Origin of the sequence: Streptomyces aurantiacus (genome assembly GCF_001418335.1) — a bacterium.
In the GTDB taxonomy this organism is placed as follows: domain Bacteria; phylum Actinomycetota; class Actinomycetes; order Streptomycetales; family Streptomycetaceae; genus Streptomyces; species Streptomyces aurantiacus.
The window spans coordinates 13,515-28,924 of sequence record NZ_LIPP01000193.1 but is presented as its reverse complement, the minus strand read 5'-3'; the positions used below and the strand labels follow the sequence as shown (position 1 = coordinate 28,924).

The window sequence follows — 15,410 nt, the reverse complement described above, 5'->3', positions numbered from 1 at the left end:
CCCCGACGCCCCCGACCTGTGACGGGCCCCGACGGCCCGGCCGGAAACGGCCTGCACGCCCGAGGCTCCGGCATACCGTAACGGGTGATGCGCCGGTTTGTGGACGAGTTGCGCAGAAACGATGCGGCAAGTGAGGGGTAAGCGCCCTGTCAGGCGCCGGAGACGCAGGGCGTTTCTGTCGGATCACAGTCGGATCCGGGCTGATCCATCCTGATCCATCCTGATCTGGGCCGATCCGGGCTGATCCACAGGAAACGCCCGCGCTGTCGGTGCCTCGGTGACGCGCCGTACACTCCCGGAGTGACCGTCACAGCGACCTCCGTAGACGAGCCGGATCAGCTCGAACCGCAGGCCCGGCCCGCCCCGCGCGTGGCGCGCCTGGCGCGACAGCTCGTTCCGGCCGCCGCCGCGGCGCTCTCCGGGGTGCTGCTGTACGTCAGTTTTCCGCCGCGCACCCTGTGGTGGCTGGCGTTGCCCGCCTTCGCGGTCTTCGGCTGGTGTCTGCGCGGCCGCACCTGGAAGGCGGCCCTCGGTCTCGGGTACCTCTTCGGCCTCGGATTCCTGCTGCCGCTGCTCGTGTGGACCGGCGTGGAGGTCGGCCCCGGGCCGTGGCTGGCGCTCGTCGTCATCGAGGCGGTGTACGTCGCGCTCGTCGGCGCCGGCATCGCGGCCGTGTCGAAACTGCCCGGCCGGCCGGTGTGGGCGGCCGCTCTGTGGATCACGGGAGAGGCGGCACGCGCGCGCGTGCCGTTCGGCGGCTTCCCCTGGGGCAAGATCGCCTTCGGCCAGGCGGACGGGGTCTTCCTGCCGCTCGCCGCGGTGGGCGGCACGCCCGTGCTCGGTTTCGCGGTCGTCCTGTGCGGCTTCGGCCTGTACGAGACCGTCCGGCAGGGTCTCGAAGCGCGCCGCACCGGTGTCGTGCCCCGGGGGGCCGCCTCGGTGGCCCTGCTCAGTCTCGTGCTGCCCGTGCTGGGTGCCTTCGCCGCACGCCCCCTGGTCAGCGACCGGGCCGAGGACGGCACCGCGACCGTCGCGGTCATCCAGGGCAACGTGCCGCGCGCGGGACTCGACTTCAACTCCCAGCGCCGCGCCGTCCTGGACCACCATGCGAAGGAAACGGCACGCCTCGCCGCGCGGGTCGACGCGGGCAAGGTCGCCCGGCCCGACTTCGTGCTGTGGCCCGAGAACTCCTCGGACATCGACCCGTTCCGCAACCCCGACGCCTACGCCGTGATCGACAAGGCGGCCAGGGCCATCGGCGCGCCCATCTCGGTCGGCGGCGTCGTGGAGAAGAACGGCAAGCTCTACAACGAGCAGATCCTCTGGGACCCGGCGAAGGGACCCGGCGCCACCTACGACAAGCGGCAGGTCCAGCCGTTCGGCGAGTACCTCCCGATGCGCTCGCTCATCGGCGCCATCAACGAGAACTGGACGTCCATGGTCAGCCAGGACTTCAGCCGGGGCAGCAAGCCGGGCGTGTTCACCCTGGCGGGCACCGAGGTGGGCCTCGCCACCTGCTACGAAGCCGCATTCGACTGGGCCGTGCGCGACACCGTCACCCACGGCGCCCAGATGATCTCCGTGCCGAGCAACAACGCCACGTTCGACCGCAGCGAGATGACCTACCAGCAGCTCGCCATGTCCCGGGTCCGTGCCGTCGAGCACAGCCGCACCGTCACCGTCCCGGTGACCAGCGGCGTCAGCGCCGTGATCATGCCGGACGGCCGGATCACCCAGCGGACCGGCATGTTCGTGGCGGACTCGCTCGTCCAGAAGGTGCCGCTGCGTTCCTCCAGGACCCCCGCCACGAACCTCGGCATCGCGCCCGAGATGCTGCTGGTCCTGATCGCGGCGGGCGGACTCGGCTGGGCGGTGACGTCGGCAGTGCGCGGGCGACGCGCCGGTGATCTGTAGGCGTAACGCCGGGCGGGGGTGCTACGCCGGGCGAGGGCGCGGGGAACACGGCAGGGGGAAGTGCCAGGCCCGTTAGGGTCGGTCCATGGCTACTCCTGACTTCATCCGTACGATCCGGGCCACCGCCGGCCGGCAGCTGCTCTGGCTTCCCGGAGTGACCGCCGTCGTCTTCGACGACGAGGGCAGAGTCCTGCTCGGGCGCCGGGCCGACACCGGCAAGTGGGCCGTCATCGCCGGCATGTCGGACCCGGGGGAGCAGCCTGCGGCCTGCGCGGTCCGGGAGGTGTACGAGGAGACGGGCGTCCGGTGTGTCGCCGAGCGGGTCGTCCTCGTACAGGCCCTGAAGCCGATCACGTATCCCAACGGGGACGTCTGTCAGTTCATGGACATCACCCTCCGGTGCCGGGCCGTCGGCGGGGAGGCCCGTGTCAACGACGACGAATCGCTGGAGGTGGGCTGGTTCGACGTGGACGCCCTGCCGGAGCTGAACGAGCACGGCCTGTTCCGGATCAAGCAGGCACTGTCCGACGAGCCCACATGGTTCGACCCCATGACCTGAGCCCGAACTGTGGGTGCCGACCACATCGGTCGGGCCTGGGCCGCTGGCTAGGGTCCTTCTGATGGATCTCCGTGGGTGAAGGAGCGGCGTCTGGTGCGTGCTCTCGGTGTGCCGGGCACAGGCCCGCGTACTGGACGTACTTGGGTCTGTGCCCGGTGCGGCGAGAGTGCGTGCCGGGCGTCGCGACGCCGCGGAGATCCATCAGAAGGGCCCTAGGGTCGGAGCATGACCGCGCACAACGTCCTCGGGGGCTCCCAGGCCCCGTCCCTCGACCTCGGCGGCCGTACCGCCCTCGTCACCGGCGCCGCCGGCGGCATCGGCCGCGCGTGCGCGCTGCGGCTCGCCGCGGCCGGGGCGAGAGTGCGGGCGCTCGACCGGCAGCCCGAGGGCCTGGAGACACTCACCGAACAGGCCCGCGGCCTCGCCGGCACCGTCGAGCCGCACCTCCTCGACCTCACCGACCTGGACGCGGCGGAAGCGGCCGCGGCGGGCACCGACATCCTCGTCAACAACGCCGGACTGCAACTGGTGCGGCCCATCGAGGAGTTCCCGCCCGAGACCTTCCACACCGTGCTGACCGTGATGCTGGAGGCACCGTTCCGGCTCATCCGCGGAGCACTGCCGCACATGTACGGACAGGGGTGGGGCCGCATCGTCAACGTGTCCTCCGTCCATGGGCTCCGCGCCTCCGCCTTCAAGTCGGCCTACGTGGCGGCGAAACACGGACTGGAGGGTCTCTCCAAGACCGCGGCGCTGGAAGGCGCCCCCCACGGAGTTACCTCGAACTGTGTGAACCCCGCCTATGTGCGCACGCCCCTGGTCGAGAAGCAGCTCGCCGACCAGGCGGCCGCCCACGGCATCCCGCGCGAGCGGGTCCTGACGGAAATCCTGCTGCGGGACAGCGCCGTCAAACGCCTCATCGAACCCGAGGAGGTCGCCGAGGCCGTGGCGTACCTGTGCGGCCCCGCCGCGTCCTTCGTCACCGGCACCTCACTGGTCCTCGACGGCGGCTGGACCGCGCACTGAGAGCCCGAGTTATCCACAGGGCCGGCCGGGCCGTCGGCGCGATGGGCGATCCTGGTGGACATGTCTCGCGATCAATCGAAATCGGCCGGACGCTCCGAGTGGGGCGCGGAGGCGCCGTTCCTGGAACTGCTGGCCAGGGGCGCGTCCGCCGACGCGTACGAGCAGCCGGTGCTGCGGGCCCGCGCGGACGGCCTGGCGCCCGACCGGATCGCCGCCCTGGAGCACGCCAAGCTGCTCGCCCTGCGGGTGCGCGCCGAGATGGAGGGGCGCCGCAGACGCGAGGCCGAGCTGTCCGCGCTCTTCGAGACGGCCCACGACCTGGCGGGACTGCGCGACCTCGACGCCGTCCTCCGGGCGATCGTGCAGCGCGCCCGCTCACTGCTGAGCACGGACGTGGCGTACCTCAGCCTGCACGACCCGGCCGAGGGCGACACGTACATGCGGATCACCGAGGGTTCGGTGGCGGCCCGCTTCCAGCAGCTGCGACTGGGCATGGGGGAGGGACTCGGCGGGCTCGTCGCCCAGACGGCCCGCCCCTATGTCACCGACGACTACTTCCGGGACGAACGCTTCCGGCACACCCTGCCGATCGACACAGGCGTACGGGACGAGGGGCTGGTCGCGATCCTCGGCGTGCCCCTCATGCTCGGCCCGCACGTCATCGGGGTCCTCTTCGCCGCGGACCGCCGCGCACGGGTCTTCGAGCGGGAGGAGATCGCGCTGCTCGGCTCGTTCGCCGCCCTCGCGGCCGCCGCCATCGACGCCGCGAACCTGCTCACCGAGACCCGGGACGCGCTGACGGACCTGGAGCGCGCCAACGAGATCATCGGGGACCGCAGCGGAGTCATCGAGCGCGCCTCGGACGTCCACGACCGGCTGGCGGAGCTCGTCCTGCGGGGCGGCGGGGTCCACGACGTCTCCGCCGCGGTCTCCCAGGTCCTCGGCGGAACCGTGCGCTTCGCCGACGCCGGGGACGCACCCGACGACGCGCTCAAGGTGGCACGGGCCGAAGGACACGCAGGACACGCGGTCCGCCACGGGGACGACTGGGTCGTGGCCGTCGCCGCCGGCGGCGAGCTGCTCGGCGCACTGGTGCTGCACGGCCGGCCGGGCCTCGACCCCGTCGACCAGCGCACCCTGGAGCGGGCCGCCATGGTCACCTCGCTCCTGCTGCTCGCCCGGCGCTCGGCCGCCGAGGCCGAACAGCGCGTCCGCGGCGAGCTGCTGGACGACCTGCTCGACGCCCGCGACCGTGATCCCCGGCTGCTGCGCGAGCGCGCGGCCCGGCTCGACGCCGACCTCGACGCCGTCCACGTGGTGCTGGCCGCCCGCCTGGACAGCACAGCCGGGGACACCGCCGACCAGGAGGCCGCCGCCCGGCGCAGGCTGTGGTCCGCGGCGTCGCACCTCGCCGCCACCCGGCAGGGACTCGCCGCGGCACGCGACGGCGGCACCGTCCTGCTGCTGCCCCTGGATCCCGGCGACAGCGTGACGGACCTGGCCCGCCGCACGGCGAGAGACCTGGCGACGGCCGTGCACGAGACGGTCACCGTCGGCGCCTCCGCACCCGTGCGGGAACTCGCCGCACGCCCGGAGACCGTGGCCGAGGCGTACGCGGAGGGGCAGCGGTGCCTCGACGCGCTCCGGCTCCTCGGCCGCCCGGGAGAGGGCGCGGCGGCCGAGGACTTCGGGTTCCTGGGGCTGCTGCTGGCCGGCAGCAGGGACATCTCCGGCTTCGTCGAGCGCACCATCGGCCAGGTCGTCACGTACGACGAGAAGCGCGGCACCGATCTGCTGCGCACCCTCGACGCGTACTTCGCCTGCGGGATGAGCCCGGCGCGCACCAAGGACGAGCTGCACGTCCATGTCAACACGGTCGCGCAGCGCCTGGAGCGCGTGGGCCGGCTGCTCGGCCCCGAGTGGCAGAGTCCGGCCCGTGCGCTGGAGATCCAACTCGCCCTGCGGCTGCACCGGTTGTCGTCCGCGGCGCCTGCGGGGCAGCGGTGAGACCCGGGCCCGGCGGGGCCGCCGGCGCCCTGGCCCGTCCGTGCGCGGCGTCAGGCCAGCTTCGCGTAGACGATGAGGTTGTTCACCGGGTGGCCCTGGGCGTCGAAATCGCCGTCGCAGGTGACCAGGCGCAGTGCGCGTTCGTCGGTGGGGCCGTAGACCTTTTCGGTCGGGAAGGAGTTCTTGCTGACGCTCTGGGTGCCCGTGACGGTGAAGCGCGCCGATGCTCCCCGGCTGTCGGTGACGGTGATGTCCGCGCCCTTGGTGATCTTCCCGAGGTCGTGGAAGACGGCCTTGCCGAAGCGGGTGTCGTTGTGGCCGATGATGACGGCGGGACCGACTTCCCCGGGCACGGAACCGCCGACGTACCAGCCGGCGGTCATGCCCTTCTCGGCCGGGGGGACCTCGACGGTCCGGTCCGCGTTGAGGCCGAGTTTCATCAGCGAACTGGTGATGCCGATCGAGGGGATGGCGACCTTGGTGGGGACAGCCGCCGGCTGCTTGGCGGCGGCAGTGCCGGGCGAAGGGGAGCCGACGGCGGCGGGGGAGTCCGCGGCGGCCGGAGTGGTCTTGCCGGGGGCGGACGAGCAGCCGGTGAGCACGGTGAGGACCGCGGTGACGACCAGGGCGAGGCGGGCGAGGACCGGCAGGCCGGTCGGACGCCGTACCGGATGAGGTGCAGAGGACACAGCGGACTCCAGAGCAGAACTGAACTGCGGTACCGGGTGGATACGCGGAGGCGGGTGAACACACGAGGTGGCGCCGCCCGGTGAGGGGCGGCGCCACCGTTGTGCCGAGTCGGACGCCGTGCTGGATCAGCCGTTGTGCCGTGCGGCGGAGCGGCGACGCAGTACGTAGGTGCCGGCGCCCGCGAGCAGCAGAGCGCCGGCGGCCGAACCGGCGAGGGTGGTGACACCGTTGTCGTCGGCCGGGGCCTCGCCCGCCGCGACACCGCCCCTCGGGAGATCCTTGCCGGCGGCGGCCTTCATGGCTTCCTGCTCCTTCGTCCTCTTGTCGGCCGCGATCTTCTCCTTGGCCGTGAGCCCGTCGTCCGACGGGCTGGCGGTCTGCGCGGGGGTCGGGTCGTCGGCGACGGCCGCGGACGCCGGGACGAGCATCGCGCCGGCCGCGACAGCGGTCAGTACGGCGAGACGCAGGGTGTGATGGCGGGACATGAACACTCCAGTTCCGGCCCGGACTTGGTGGTACCTGGGGGCCGAGCCGCACCAGGTTCCGGGCATGGCCCCACACTGGCGGCCACTTGTGAAGAACCTGTCAGAACGCCATGGTCATCGCATCATGGTCGAGTGCTGGCCTCCCCTGCCTCCCCGGGCTCCTCCCGGGCACCCCGGTCCGGCGCGGCCGGCAGCCGCAGGGTGAAGACCGAGCCCTGTCCCTCCGTACTCACCACGCTCGCCGTGCCCCCGTGGGCCTCGGTGAGTTTGAGGACGATCGCCAGGCCGAGGCCGCTGCCGCCGGTGCTCCGGTTACGGGACTTCTCCGCCCGCCAGAAGCGGTCGAAAACATGCGGGACATCGTCCTCCGGGATGCCGCTGCCGGTGTCGGAGACCTCCACGGCCACCTCGTCCCCGGACCCGGACCCGGACTCGGTGACGTACGAGCGCAGCGTCACCCGGCCGCCGGGCGGCGTGTGGCGTACCGCGTTGGAGAGCAGATTGCTGACCGCCTGGCGCAGCCGTACGGGATCGGCGTCGAGCGGCGGCAGCGGAGGGGCGCCGGGCGCCGCCGTGGAGACCGTCAGTGTGACGCCCGCGGTCTCGGCCAGCCCCTGATGGGCCGCGGCGACCTGACCGAGCAGGTCGTCGACGCGTACCGGCTCCAGGTGCAGACGCAGCACGCCCGCGTCGGCGGCCCCCAGGTCCTGGAGATCGTCGATGATGTGCTGAAGCTGCACCGCCTCCTCGTGGAGCGAGGCCACGAACGCCGGGTCCGGCTCCGCCAGACCGTCCTGTGCCGCCTCCAGCCAGCCGCGGATGTTGCTCAGCGGGGTACGCAGCTCATGGGCGACATCGCTGACCATCGCCTTGCGCTGCTCCTCCAGCCTGGCCCGGTGCGCGGCCATGTCGTTGAAGGTCGCCGCCAGCCGTCCGATCTCGTTGTCCGAGCCGACCGGTACGGGCGCCGAGCCCAGGCCGTCCCGCATCCGCTGGGCGGCCCCGGTGAGCGCGTGCAGCGGGCGTACGAGCCTGGCTCCGGCGATCACGGAGGCGCCGACGGTGAGGGCGAGGACCAGGGCCGCGGCCCCGGCGATACGTGTGGTGTTGGCCGGCGAGAGATCGAAACCGGGCACACTGACGGCATCGGGGCTGTCGATGAACAGCAGCGCGGGCGCGGCGACATAGGACGTGAGCTGTTCGCGGCGGGCGCTGTCGACGCAGGAGGCTATCGCCCGGTCGTGCTTGCTGCTGCGCTCCGTGGCCGGGCGGTCGACGATCCCGTCGCCGCCGCTCGCCTTCTCCTTGGCCGCCCGGTCCTGTGCCATCTTCTCCTGGACGGCCAGCTGCTCGGCCGCCCACCTCTCGTCGCTGCTGCCGCCCTCGGGCAGGGGGAGCGCGGACAGGCCGTCGCTGCCCGTGTCGGCCGGCCCGTACCCCCGGTCCCACGACAGGTCCAGGTTCAGTTTCACGCCGGTGAGGCCCTGCCGTTTCAGGCAGGCGTCGGCCAGTTGATCGAGTGCGCGCAGGGCCTTCTTCTCGGTCTCGGTCGGGCCGGCAGAGGAGGACGTCAGACACCTCAGTTCCAGGGAGCGGTCGGTTTCGCTGCTCACGTACTGGACGTGCGGCCGTCCGCTCGCGCTCTCGACGATGTCCGCGGCGACGCCCGCCGCACTGAGGCACTCCACGCTCGCGGTGGTGGCCTTGCGCAGGACCTTGCGTTCCTTGGCCGGCAGCAGGAACGGTCCGACCGCGCGCGGGTCGACGCGGTCCGTGCCCGCGGAGGCGGCGCCGGGCGCCAGGACGGTGTCGACGGACAGTGGGTCGACGACCGCCGAGGCCTGCGGTGGCAGCGGGGCGGGCGGCGCGGTGCCGGAGGCGTCCTTCGCGCCGTCGGTGGAGTCGGCGAGAGGCCGCCGGTCCTGGGTGGTCAGTACGATCCGGCGCTCGGACTTGCGGGCCAGCCGGCGCACGGTGTCGTCGACGTCCTCCCAGTCGGGGTGGGTGGCCGCGTAACCCCGCAGGGTGTTGTAGATCTCCGCGTCGGCGATGAGGTTCTGCCCCTGCTCCTGGCGGATCGCGCCGGAGGTCGTCTGCACGGCGAGCCAGGCGGTGGCGGCGACCGAGCACGACGCCACCAGCGCCGACACGGTCAGCAGCCGGCCGAGCAGGCTCTTGCGCAGCGGCAGTCTCGTCCGCTCGTCACGACGTCGCACGGTGTGCCTTCTTCGTGGGGTCGGTCAGTTTGTAGCCGACACCGAAGACGGTGAGCAGCCGGGTCGGGCGGCGCGGGGCGTGCTCGATCTTCTTGCGCAGATTCATGACGTGCACGTCGACGGTGCGGCCGCTGATGTACTTGTCGAAGCCGTGCAGCTCCTCCAGGAGCCGCTGTCTGGTGAAGACCCGGTCGGGTTCGGCCGCCATCGCGGTGAGGATGCGGAACTCGCCCGGCGTGCACTCGACCGGTATCTCCCCGACCAGCACCTCGTGCCGGGCCGTATCGATCCGCAGGGTGCCCACCGACAGCGTCCCTTCCTCGGCGGCGGCATCGGCGGCGGGCGTGGGGCCGCCGGGCGCGGGCAGCGGCCCGGGGCCGGTGGAGCCCCGGTTGCGGCGCAGCAGCGTACGGACCCGGGCCATCAGCTCCCGCGGGCTGAACGGCTTGGTCATGTAGTCGTCGGCGCCGAGATCAAGACCGAGCAGCAGGTCGTCCTCGGTACTGCGGGCCGTGAGCATCAGCACCGGCACCTCCCGGCACTCGGCACGCAGAATCCTGACCACGTCCAGGCCGTCGGCCCGGGGCATCATCACATCGAGAACGAGCAGATCGGGCTCCCGGTGGCGAACCTCGTCGAGCGCCGTACGGCCGTCCCCGACGATCGTGACCGAGTGCCCCTCGTGCTCCAGGTAGCGGCGCACCAACTCCGCCTGCTTCGCGTCGTCTTCAGCGACCATGATGTTTGCGCACACCCGGCAGATGGTAGCGAGCGCGGCGCCCGGGACGGGGGCCGATGCCCGGCCGGGCCGTGGCGGAGTTGCGCGGCCTCCTGTCCGGCGGGGCCCCGGCACGAGATATCTTGATGTCGAGCAATGTTGCAGACGTGGAGCGGAGCACCCGGTGACTGACTCGACCATCATCTACACGCACACTGACGAGGCCCCGGCCCTGGCGACGTATTCGTTCTTGCCGGTGGTCCAGGCCTACGCGTCACAGGCGGGTGTCACTGTGGAAACCCGTGACATCTCGCTGGCCGGGCGGATCATCGCCCTCTTCCCCGAGTTCCTGGCGGAGGGGCAGCGCATTCCCGACGCCCTCGCCGAGCTCGGTGACCTGGCCAAGACCCCTGAGGCCAACATCATCAAACTGCCGAACATCTCGGCCTCGATTCCGCAGCTCAAGGCCGCGGTCGCCGAGCTGCAGTCGCAGGGCTACGCACTGCCGGGTTACCCGGACGACCCGAAGTCCGACGAGGAGCGCGACATCCGCGCCCGCTACGACAAGGTCAAGGGCAGCGCCGTGAACCCGGTGCTGCGCGAGGGCAACTCCGACCGCCGCGCCCCCGCGTCGGTCAAGAACTACGCCAAGGCCCACCCGCACCGCATGGGCGCCTGGACCGCCGAGTCGAAGACGAACGTCGCGACCATGGGCGCCGACGACTTCCGTACCACCGAGAAGTCCGCGGTGATCTCCGAGGCCGGCTCCCTCCGCATCGAGCTGACCGGCGACGACGGCTCCACCACGGTCCTGCGCGAGTCCGTACCCGTCCTCGCGGGCGAGGTCGTCGACGCCTCCGTCCTGCGCGTCGCCGCGCTGCGCGAGTTCCTCACCGCGCAGATCGCCAGGGCCAAGGCCGAGGGTGTGCTGTTCTCCGTGCACCTCAAGGCCACGATGATGAAGGTCTCCGACCCGATCATCTTCGGCCATGTGGTGCGCGCCTTCTTCCCGAAGACGTTCGCGCGGTACGGCGAGACGCTCGCCGCCGCAGGACTGACCCCGAACGACGGTCTCGGCGGCATCTACAAGGGCCTTGAGTCGCTGCCCGAGGGCACCGAGATCAAGGCGTCCTTCGACGCCGAGCTCGCCGAGGGCCCGGAGCTGGCGATGGTCGACTCCGACAAGGGCATCAGCAACCTGCACGTGCCGTCCGACGTCATCGTCGACGCCTCCATGCCAGCGATGATCCGCACCTCCGGCCACATGTGGGCCCCGGACGGCCAGGAGGCCGACACCCTCGCGGTCCTCCCGGACAGCAGCTACTCCGGTGTCTACCAGGTCGTCCTCGACGACTGCCGCGCCAACGGCGCCTTCGACCCGTCGACGATGGGCACGGTCCCGAACGTCGGTCTGATGGCGCAGAAGGCCGAGGAGTACGGCAGCCACGACAAGACCTTCGAGATCCCGACCACCGGCACGGTCCGCCTCGTCGACCAGGCCGGGAACGTCGTGCTCCAGCAGACGGTCTCCGCCGGCGACATCTTCCGCGCCTGCCAGACCAAGGACGCCCCGATCAGGGACTGGGTCAAGCTGGCCGTCACCCGCGCCCGCGCCACCGGCGAGCCCACCGTGTTCTGGCTGGACGAGAGCCGCGCCCACGACGCTCAGCTCATCGAGAAGGTCAAGCGCTACCTGCCGGAGCACGACATCGACGGCCTGGACATCCGCATCCTGTCGCCCGTCGAGGCGACCGAGCTCTCCGTGGAGCGCATCCGCCGCGGCGAGAACACGATCTCGGTCACCGGTAACGTCCTGCGCGACTACCTGACCGACCTGTTCCCGATCCTGGAGCTGGGCACCAGCGCCAAGATGCTCTCGATCGTCCCGCTGATGAACGGCGGCGGCCTCTTCGAGACGGGCGCCGGCGGCTCCGCGCCGAAGCACGTGCAGCAGCTGGTCAAGGAGGACTACCTGCGCTGGGACAGCCTGGGCGAGTTCCTCGCGCTGGCGTCCAGCTTCGAGCACCTCGCGCAGACCACGGACAACGCGCGCGCCCAGGTCCTCGCCGACACCCTCGACCGGGCGACGGCCACGTTCCTGGAGAACGACAAGTCGCCGAGCCGTCGCCTCGGTGGCATCGACAACCGCGGCAGCCACTTCTACCTCGCGCTCTACTGGGCGCAGGAGCTGGCTGCGCAGACCGACGACGCCGACCTCGCCAAGGTGATCGCCCCGCTCGCCGAGACGCTCACCGCGCGGGAGGAGACGATCGTCACCGAGCTGAACGCGGTGCAGGGGTCGCCGGCCGACATCGGCGGGTACTACCGGCCCGACGCGGTGAAGGCGGAGGCCGTGATGCGGCCGTCCGCGACGCTGAACGCGGCGCTTGCCACTCTGGCGTGAGCGCTCCGCTCGGTCGGCGGTTCTGATGCGCCGTTGCTGAGAGAGCGCCGTTGAGGTCTGCGGGTGCGCTGTGGCTGGGCGCGCAGTTCCCCGCGCCCCTTTGGGGCCGCCCCGTCAGGGGCGGCCCGTGCCCGTGTAGAGGTCCAGCTCTCCTTCCAGTTCGACGGCCAGGATGGTTGCCCGGTCGTCCAGGTCGGCTGCTGCGGGCGCGTCGATCCAGGTCACGCCCGGTACCTCGTGGAGACCGCCTGTGACGTGGTGGCCCAGTTCGGTGCCCGTGCCGAGTACCGTGACGCGCCGGACGCGGTTGCGCAGGCCCCGTACCGAGACGGCGTCGCGCGGGGCGTCGAAGCACACCAGGTAGAGCGTGCGCCGGTCGGCGGACAGCGTGCTGGGACCGTAGTGGTGCCCGGCGGGCAGCCCGGCGACCGTGTCGTACACGGCGTCGGCGTGGCGGGCGATCCACGCGCCGAGGCCCTCCATGCGGGCGATCTGTTCCTCGGGGATCGTCCCGTCCTCGCGGGGGCCGGCGGCCAGGAGCAGATTGCCGCCCATACCGATGGTCTCGGTGAAGTACCGCACCAGTTGGCGCACCGACTTGAACGCGCGGTCCCGCGGCCGGTGGCCCCACGAGTCGTTGATGGTGAGGCACAGCTCCCACGGGCCGTCCGGGGCCCGGAGCGGGGTGCCCTGTTCCGGCGTCGCGTAGTCACCGTGGCCGAGCATCCGGCCGTTGAGGACGGTGTCCGGGTTGCCCGCGAGAACCAGGCCGGCGAGCGCGTCCATCCGCCACTGCTCCTCCGTACGCTCCCACTCGCCGTCGAACCAGAGAAGGTCGGGCCGGAATTGTTCGACGAGTTCGCGGACCTGTCCGTCGCGGTACGCGAGATAGCGCGCCCAGGCCTCCGGGTCCTCCGTGCCGGCCTCGGCCTGCGAGTACGCGTTGAGCGGTACGACGTACGGCCCGGGGTGGCGTTCGGTCGCGTAGTCCGGGTGGTTCCAGTCGGAGTGCGAGTAGTAGAGGCCCACCTTGAGATCCCGGGCGCGCAGCGCCTCGACGAACCCGGTGACGAGGTCGCGGCCCGCCGGGGTGTCGCGCACCACGTCGAGGTTGCGGTGGCCGGTGTCCCACAGGGCGACACCGTCGTGGTGCCGGGTGGTGAGGACCGCGTACCGCGCGCCGGTACGGGCGAACAGGTCGGCCCAGGCCGCCGGGTCGTAGTGCGACGCGGTGAAGCCGCCGAGCTGTTTCATGTACTGCTCGTGCGTCGTCTCGCCCGTGTAGAAGGACCAGGACTCGGCGACGCCGTCCACGGCGTAGACGCCGTAGTGGATGAAGATGCCCAATTTGGCACCGGAAAACCAGGATCGCATCGGCATGCGCCCACGCTAAGGGCCGTCCGGTGCCTGGGTGATCCCGTCATCCGGTTCATTCCGTGACCGTTCGGTGATGGGTGTGTGGAGTGGGCATGGCACCTGACGTGACGGGTACGCGATCAGCCGCGCCCGGGTCGGAGATCGTCGCGGGCGGCCTGTTTTCCGCCACTACGTCTGGATGTGCCATGGAGATTTCCTCGAACGACAGCGCCGCGGTGGAGGCACAGCGCGCGCTGAGCGCGCTGGCGGAGAACGCCGAGGACGGCGCCGCGCTGGACACACTGGCCGGTAGTGACGTGCTGGTCCCGGTACCCGACGACGCCGACGACACGGCGGGCGACCCCACGGTCGTGGCGCTGCCCGTCCTCGAACAGCCCGGGGAGGACCCCCTCGTGCCGGTGTTCACCTCGGAGGTGACCATGGCCGAGTTGCTGCCGTCCGTGTCGCGCTACCGGCTCGTGCCCCTGGGGGCCCTCGCTGCCCAGTGGCCGGCCAGTGATCTCTCCCTGACCATCGACGCCAGTACACCGCACGGACTGACGCTCGACTCCCAGGGCGTACGCACCCTGCTGGCGCGGCCGCACGCCTGAGGCCGGCGGGGCGCGGACGGGCTCGGGCCCGGCCACAGACCGGAGGGGAGCGGCCGGGCCCGAGGGCGCGGCCCTGCTCCCACCGGCTCGCGACAGCAGCGGGCATGCTCCGGCGGTCGCCTTGATCAGGACGCTTCCTGGACGAGACCGACGGCGTTGCCGTCCGCGTCCTGCACGGAGGCGATCCGCATGCCGCCACCGACCTCCTGGATATCCTGGACCACCTCGGCGCCCGCGCCGACGAGACCGGCCAGGGCAGCGTCGATGTCGGCGACGTGCCAGTAGGGGACGGGCCCGGTCAGACCCTTGGCGTGACCGTTCGGGTCGAGCCCGACCTCCGGCTGCCCCGGCGCCCGGAAGCCCACGTAGTACGCCTCGTCCGTGTACGGCTCCACTCCCAGGAGCGCGCCGAACAGCGCCTTGGCCCGAGCGAGGTCCTTGACGGGATAGGTGATGGTCTTGAGGCCTTCGGACATGACGGGCTCCTCTGTGTCGTTCACGTCGTAGTGATGTCGTAGTGATGTCGTAGTCGACGTCGTAGTGCCGTCGTGGTTGACGTCGTCGTGACGGCACCGGCGGTCGCTCGCCGGTTTCCCACCGGTTTCTCGCCGGTGCCATCACGCTACGACCGAGGGGCGCCGGTCCGCTTCTCCGATCCTGACCGGTCGTGCGGAGGGCGGGCCGTCAGCTCACTCAGCCCACTCAGCCCACGAAGATCTCCACCACCGACCAGACGGCGAGACCGAGCATGCAGATCCCGCCGATCCGCTGGACGGTTTTCAGCGGTACGCGTTTGGCGATGAAGCGCCCGGCCAGCAGCGCGAGCGCGGAGACCGACATGAGGGCCGCCGCGGAACCGACGGCCACGGACGCGACTCCGTCGGTGGCCGCGAGGTTGGCGGTCGTGATCTGCGTCAGATCGCCCCACTCGCTGATGAAGACGGCCATGAAGGCGGTCGTGTAGACGGGCCAGAAGCCGGTGACGGCCCGGCCGCCGGCATCCTCCTCGTCGTCGTCCCCGCCCCCGCGCAGCAGCATGAACGCGCCGAACGCGAAGAGGGCTGCCGAGACCGACTTGACGGTCCAGTCCGGCAGCAGACCGATGAGGCTTCCGGCGCCGACCGCGATCGCGACATGGACGACGAACGCGGTGGACGTACCGAACCACACGTAGAGCGGCCGCATACGAGTGCCCATGGCGAGCGACGCGAACATCGTCTTGTCGGGCAGTTCGGCGAGGAAGATCAGCCCGAAGGCGGTGAGGATCGCCAGAGGGTCGAGATGCATTCCGGTGGCTTTCTGTAGGGACCGGACCCCCGGATCTTCGCGAAGCGCCCTCGACCGGGGCGACGGGAGAACCGATCGGCCCGGCATGACGGGTGCGCCGCGGGATCGCGGGCACATCAATACCTGGCCGAAGGTCT

At 71.4% G+C, this 15,410-nt stretch carries 13 protein-coding genes; 6 read left to right on the top strand and 7 right to left on the bottom strand.

Annotated elements, in window-relative coordinates; translation table 11 throughout:
- The first annotated feature begins 300 nt into the window (after nt 1-300).
- The 4 genes from lnt to AOK01_RS24620 all read left to right on the top strand — a co-directional run bounded on the left by lnt (nt 301) and on the right by AOK01_RS24620 (nt 5,506).
- On the top strand, nt 301-1,914 hold the full coding sequence (lnt, locus tag AOK01_RS24635) for an apolipoprotein N-acyltransferase (protein WP_055515269.1): 1,614 nt from the start codon (nt 301-303) through the stop codon (nt 1,912-1,914).
- 85 nt (nt 1,915-1,999) lie between these two features.
- Nucleotides 2,000-2,473 carry an NUDIX hydrolase gene (locus AOK01_RS24630; protein ID WP_055515267.1) on the top strand — a complete coding sequence of 158 codons (474 nt, stop codon included), beginning with the start codon at nt 2,000-2,002 and terminating at the stop codon, nt 2,471-2,473.
- Nucleotides 2,474-2,698: 225 nt separating this feature from the next.
- On the top strand, nt 2,699-3,499 hold the full coding sequence (locus tag AOK01_RS24625; RefSeq protein ID WP_055515266.1) for a 3-hydroxybutyrate dehydrogenase: 801 nt from the start codon (nt 2,699-2,701) through the stop codon (nt 3,497-3,499).
- 60 nt (nt 3,500-3,559) lie between these two features.
- Nucleotides 3,560-5,506 (top strand): helix-turn-helix domain-containing protein, encoded by a 1,947-nt coding sequence (locus AOK01_RS24620; protein WP_055515264.1) that lies wholly within the window; start codon nt 3,560-3,562, stop codon nt 5,504-5,506.
- 50 nt (nt 5,507-5,556) lie between these two features.
- Here the strand turns inward: AOK01_RS24620 and AOK01_RS24615 are convergent, their stop codons facing one another.
- From AOK01_RS24615 to AOK01_RS24600, 4 genes are all read right to left on the bottom strand, one after another.
- Complete coding sequence (locus AOK01_RS24615; protein WP_245702392.1) at nt 5,557-6,195, bottom strand: class F sortase; 639 nt, start codon at nt 6,193-6,195, stop codon at nt 5,557-5,559.
- 126 nt (nt 6,196-6,321) lie between these two features.
- A complete protein-coding gene (locus AOK01_RS24610) occupies nt 6,322-6,681 on the bottom strand; it encodes a hypothetical protein (protein WP_055515274.1) in 360 nt (119 codons plus the stop codon).
- Nucleotides 6,682-6,803: 122 nt separating this feature from the next.
- The gene (locus AOK01_RS24605; RefSeq protein ID WP_055515261.1) at nt 6,804-8,897 is read right to left on the bottom strand and encodes a sensor histidine kinase; all 2,094 of its coding nucleotides are present in this window, start codon (nt 8,895-8,897) and stop codon (nt 6,804-6,806) included.
- The gene (locus AOK01_RS24600; RefSeq protein WP_055515260.1) at nt 8,884-9,636 is read right to left on the bottom strand and encodes a response regulator transcription factor; all 753 of its coding nucleotides are present in this window, start codon (nt 9,634-9,636) and stop codon (nt 8,884-8,886) included. Before AOK01_RS24600 ends, AOK01_RS24605 begins: the two co-directional genes overlap by 14 nt.
- 163 nt (nt 9,637-9,799) lie before the next feature.
- On the opposite strand from AOK01_RS24600, the gene AOK01_RS24595 reads away from it, so the two are divergent.
- Nucleotides 9,800-12,019: an NADP-dependent isocitrate dehydrogenase gene (locus AOK01_RS24595; RefSeq protein ID WP_055515258.1), complete on the top strand. Its 2,220-nt coding sequence runs from the start codon at nt 9,800-9,802 to the stop codon at nt 12,017-12,019.
- 114 nt (nt 12,020-12,133) lie between these two features.
- On the opposite strand, the gene AOK01_RS24590 is transcribed toward AOK01_RS24595, so the two are convergent.
- The gene (locus tag AOK01_RS24590; RefSeq protein ID WP_055515257.1) at nt 12,134-13,399 is read right to left on the bottom strand and encodes an alpha-L-fucosidase; all 1,266 of its coding nucleotides are present in this window, start codon (nt 13,397-13,399) and stop codon (nt 12,134-12,136) included.
- A 182-nt stretch (nt 13,400-13,581) separates the two neighbouring features.
- Between AOK01_RS24590 and AOK01_RS24585 the strand changes: the two genes are divergently transcribed.
- Complete coding sequence (locus AOK01_RS24585) at nt 13,582-13,986, top strand: SseB family protein (protein WP_055515255.1); 405 nt, start codon at nt 13,582-13,584, stop codon at nt 13,984-13,986.
- Nucleotides 13,987-14,111: 125 nt separating this feature from the next.
- On the opposite strand, the gene AOK01_RS24580 is transcribed toward AOK01_RS24585, so the two are convergent.
- A complete protein-coding gene (locus AOK01_RS24580) occupies nt 14,112-14,462 on the bottom strand; it encodes a VOC family protein (RefSeq protein ID WP_055515254.1) in 351 nt (116 codons plus the stop codon).
- 226 nt (nt 14,463-14,688) lie between these two features.
- Nucleotides 14,689-15,273 (bottom strand): TMEM165/GDT1 family protein, encoded by a 585-nt coding sequence (locus AOK01_RS24575; RefSeq protein ID WP_055515252.1) that lies wholly within the window; start codon nt 15,271-15,273, stop codon nt 14,689-14,691.
- Nucleotides 15,274-15,410: the final 137 nt, after the last annotated feature.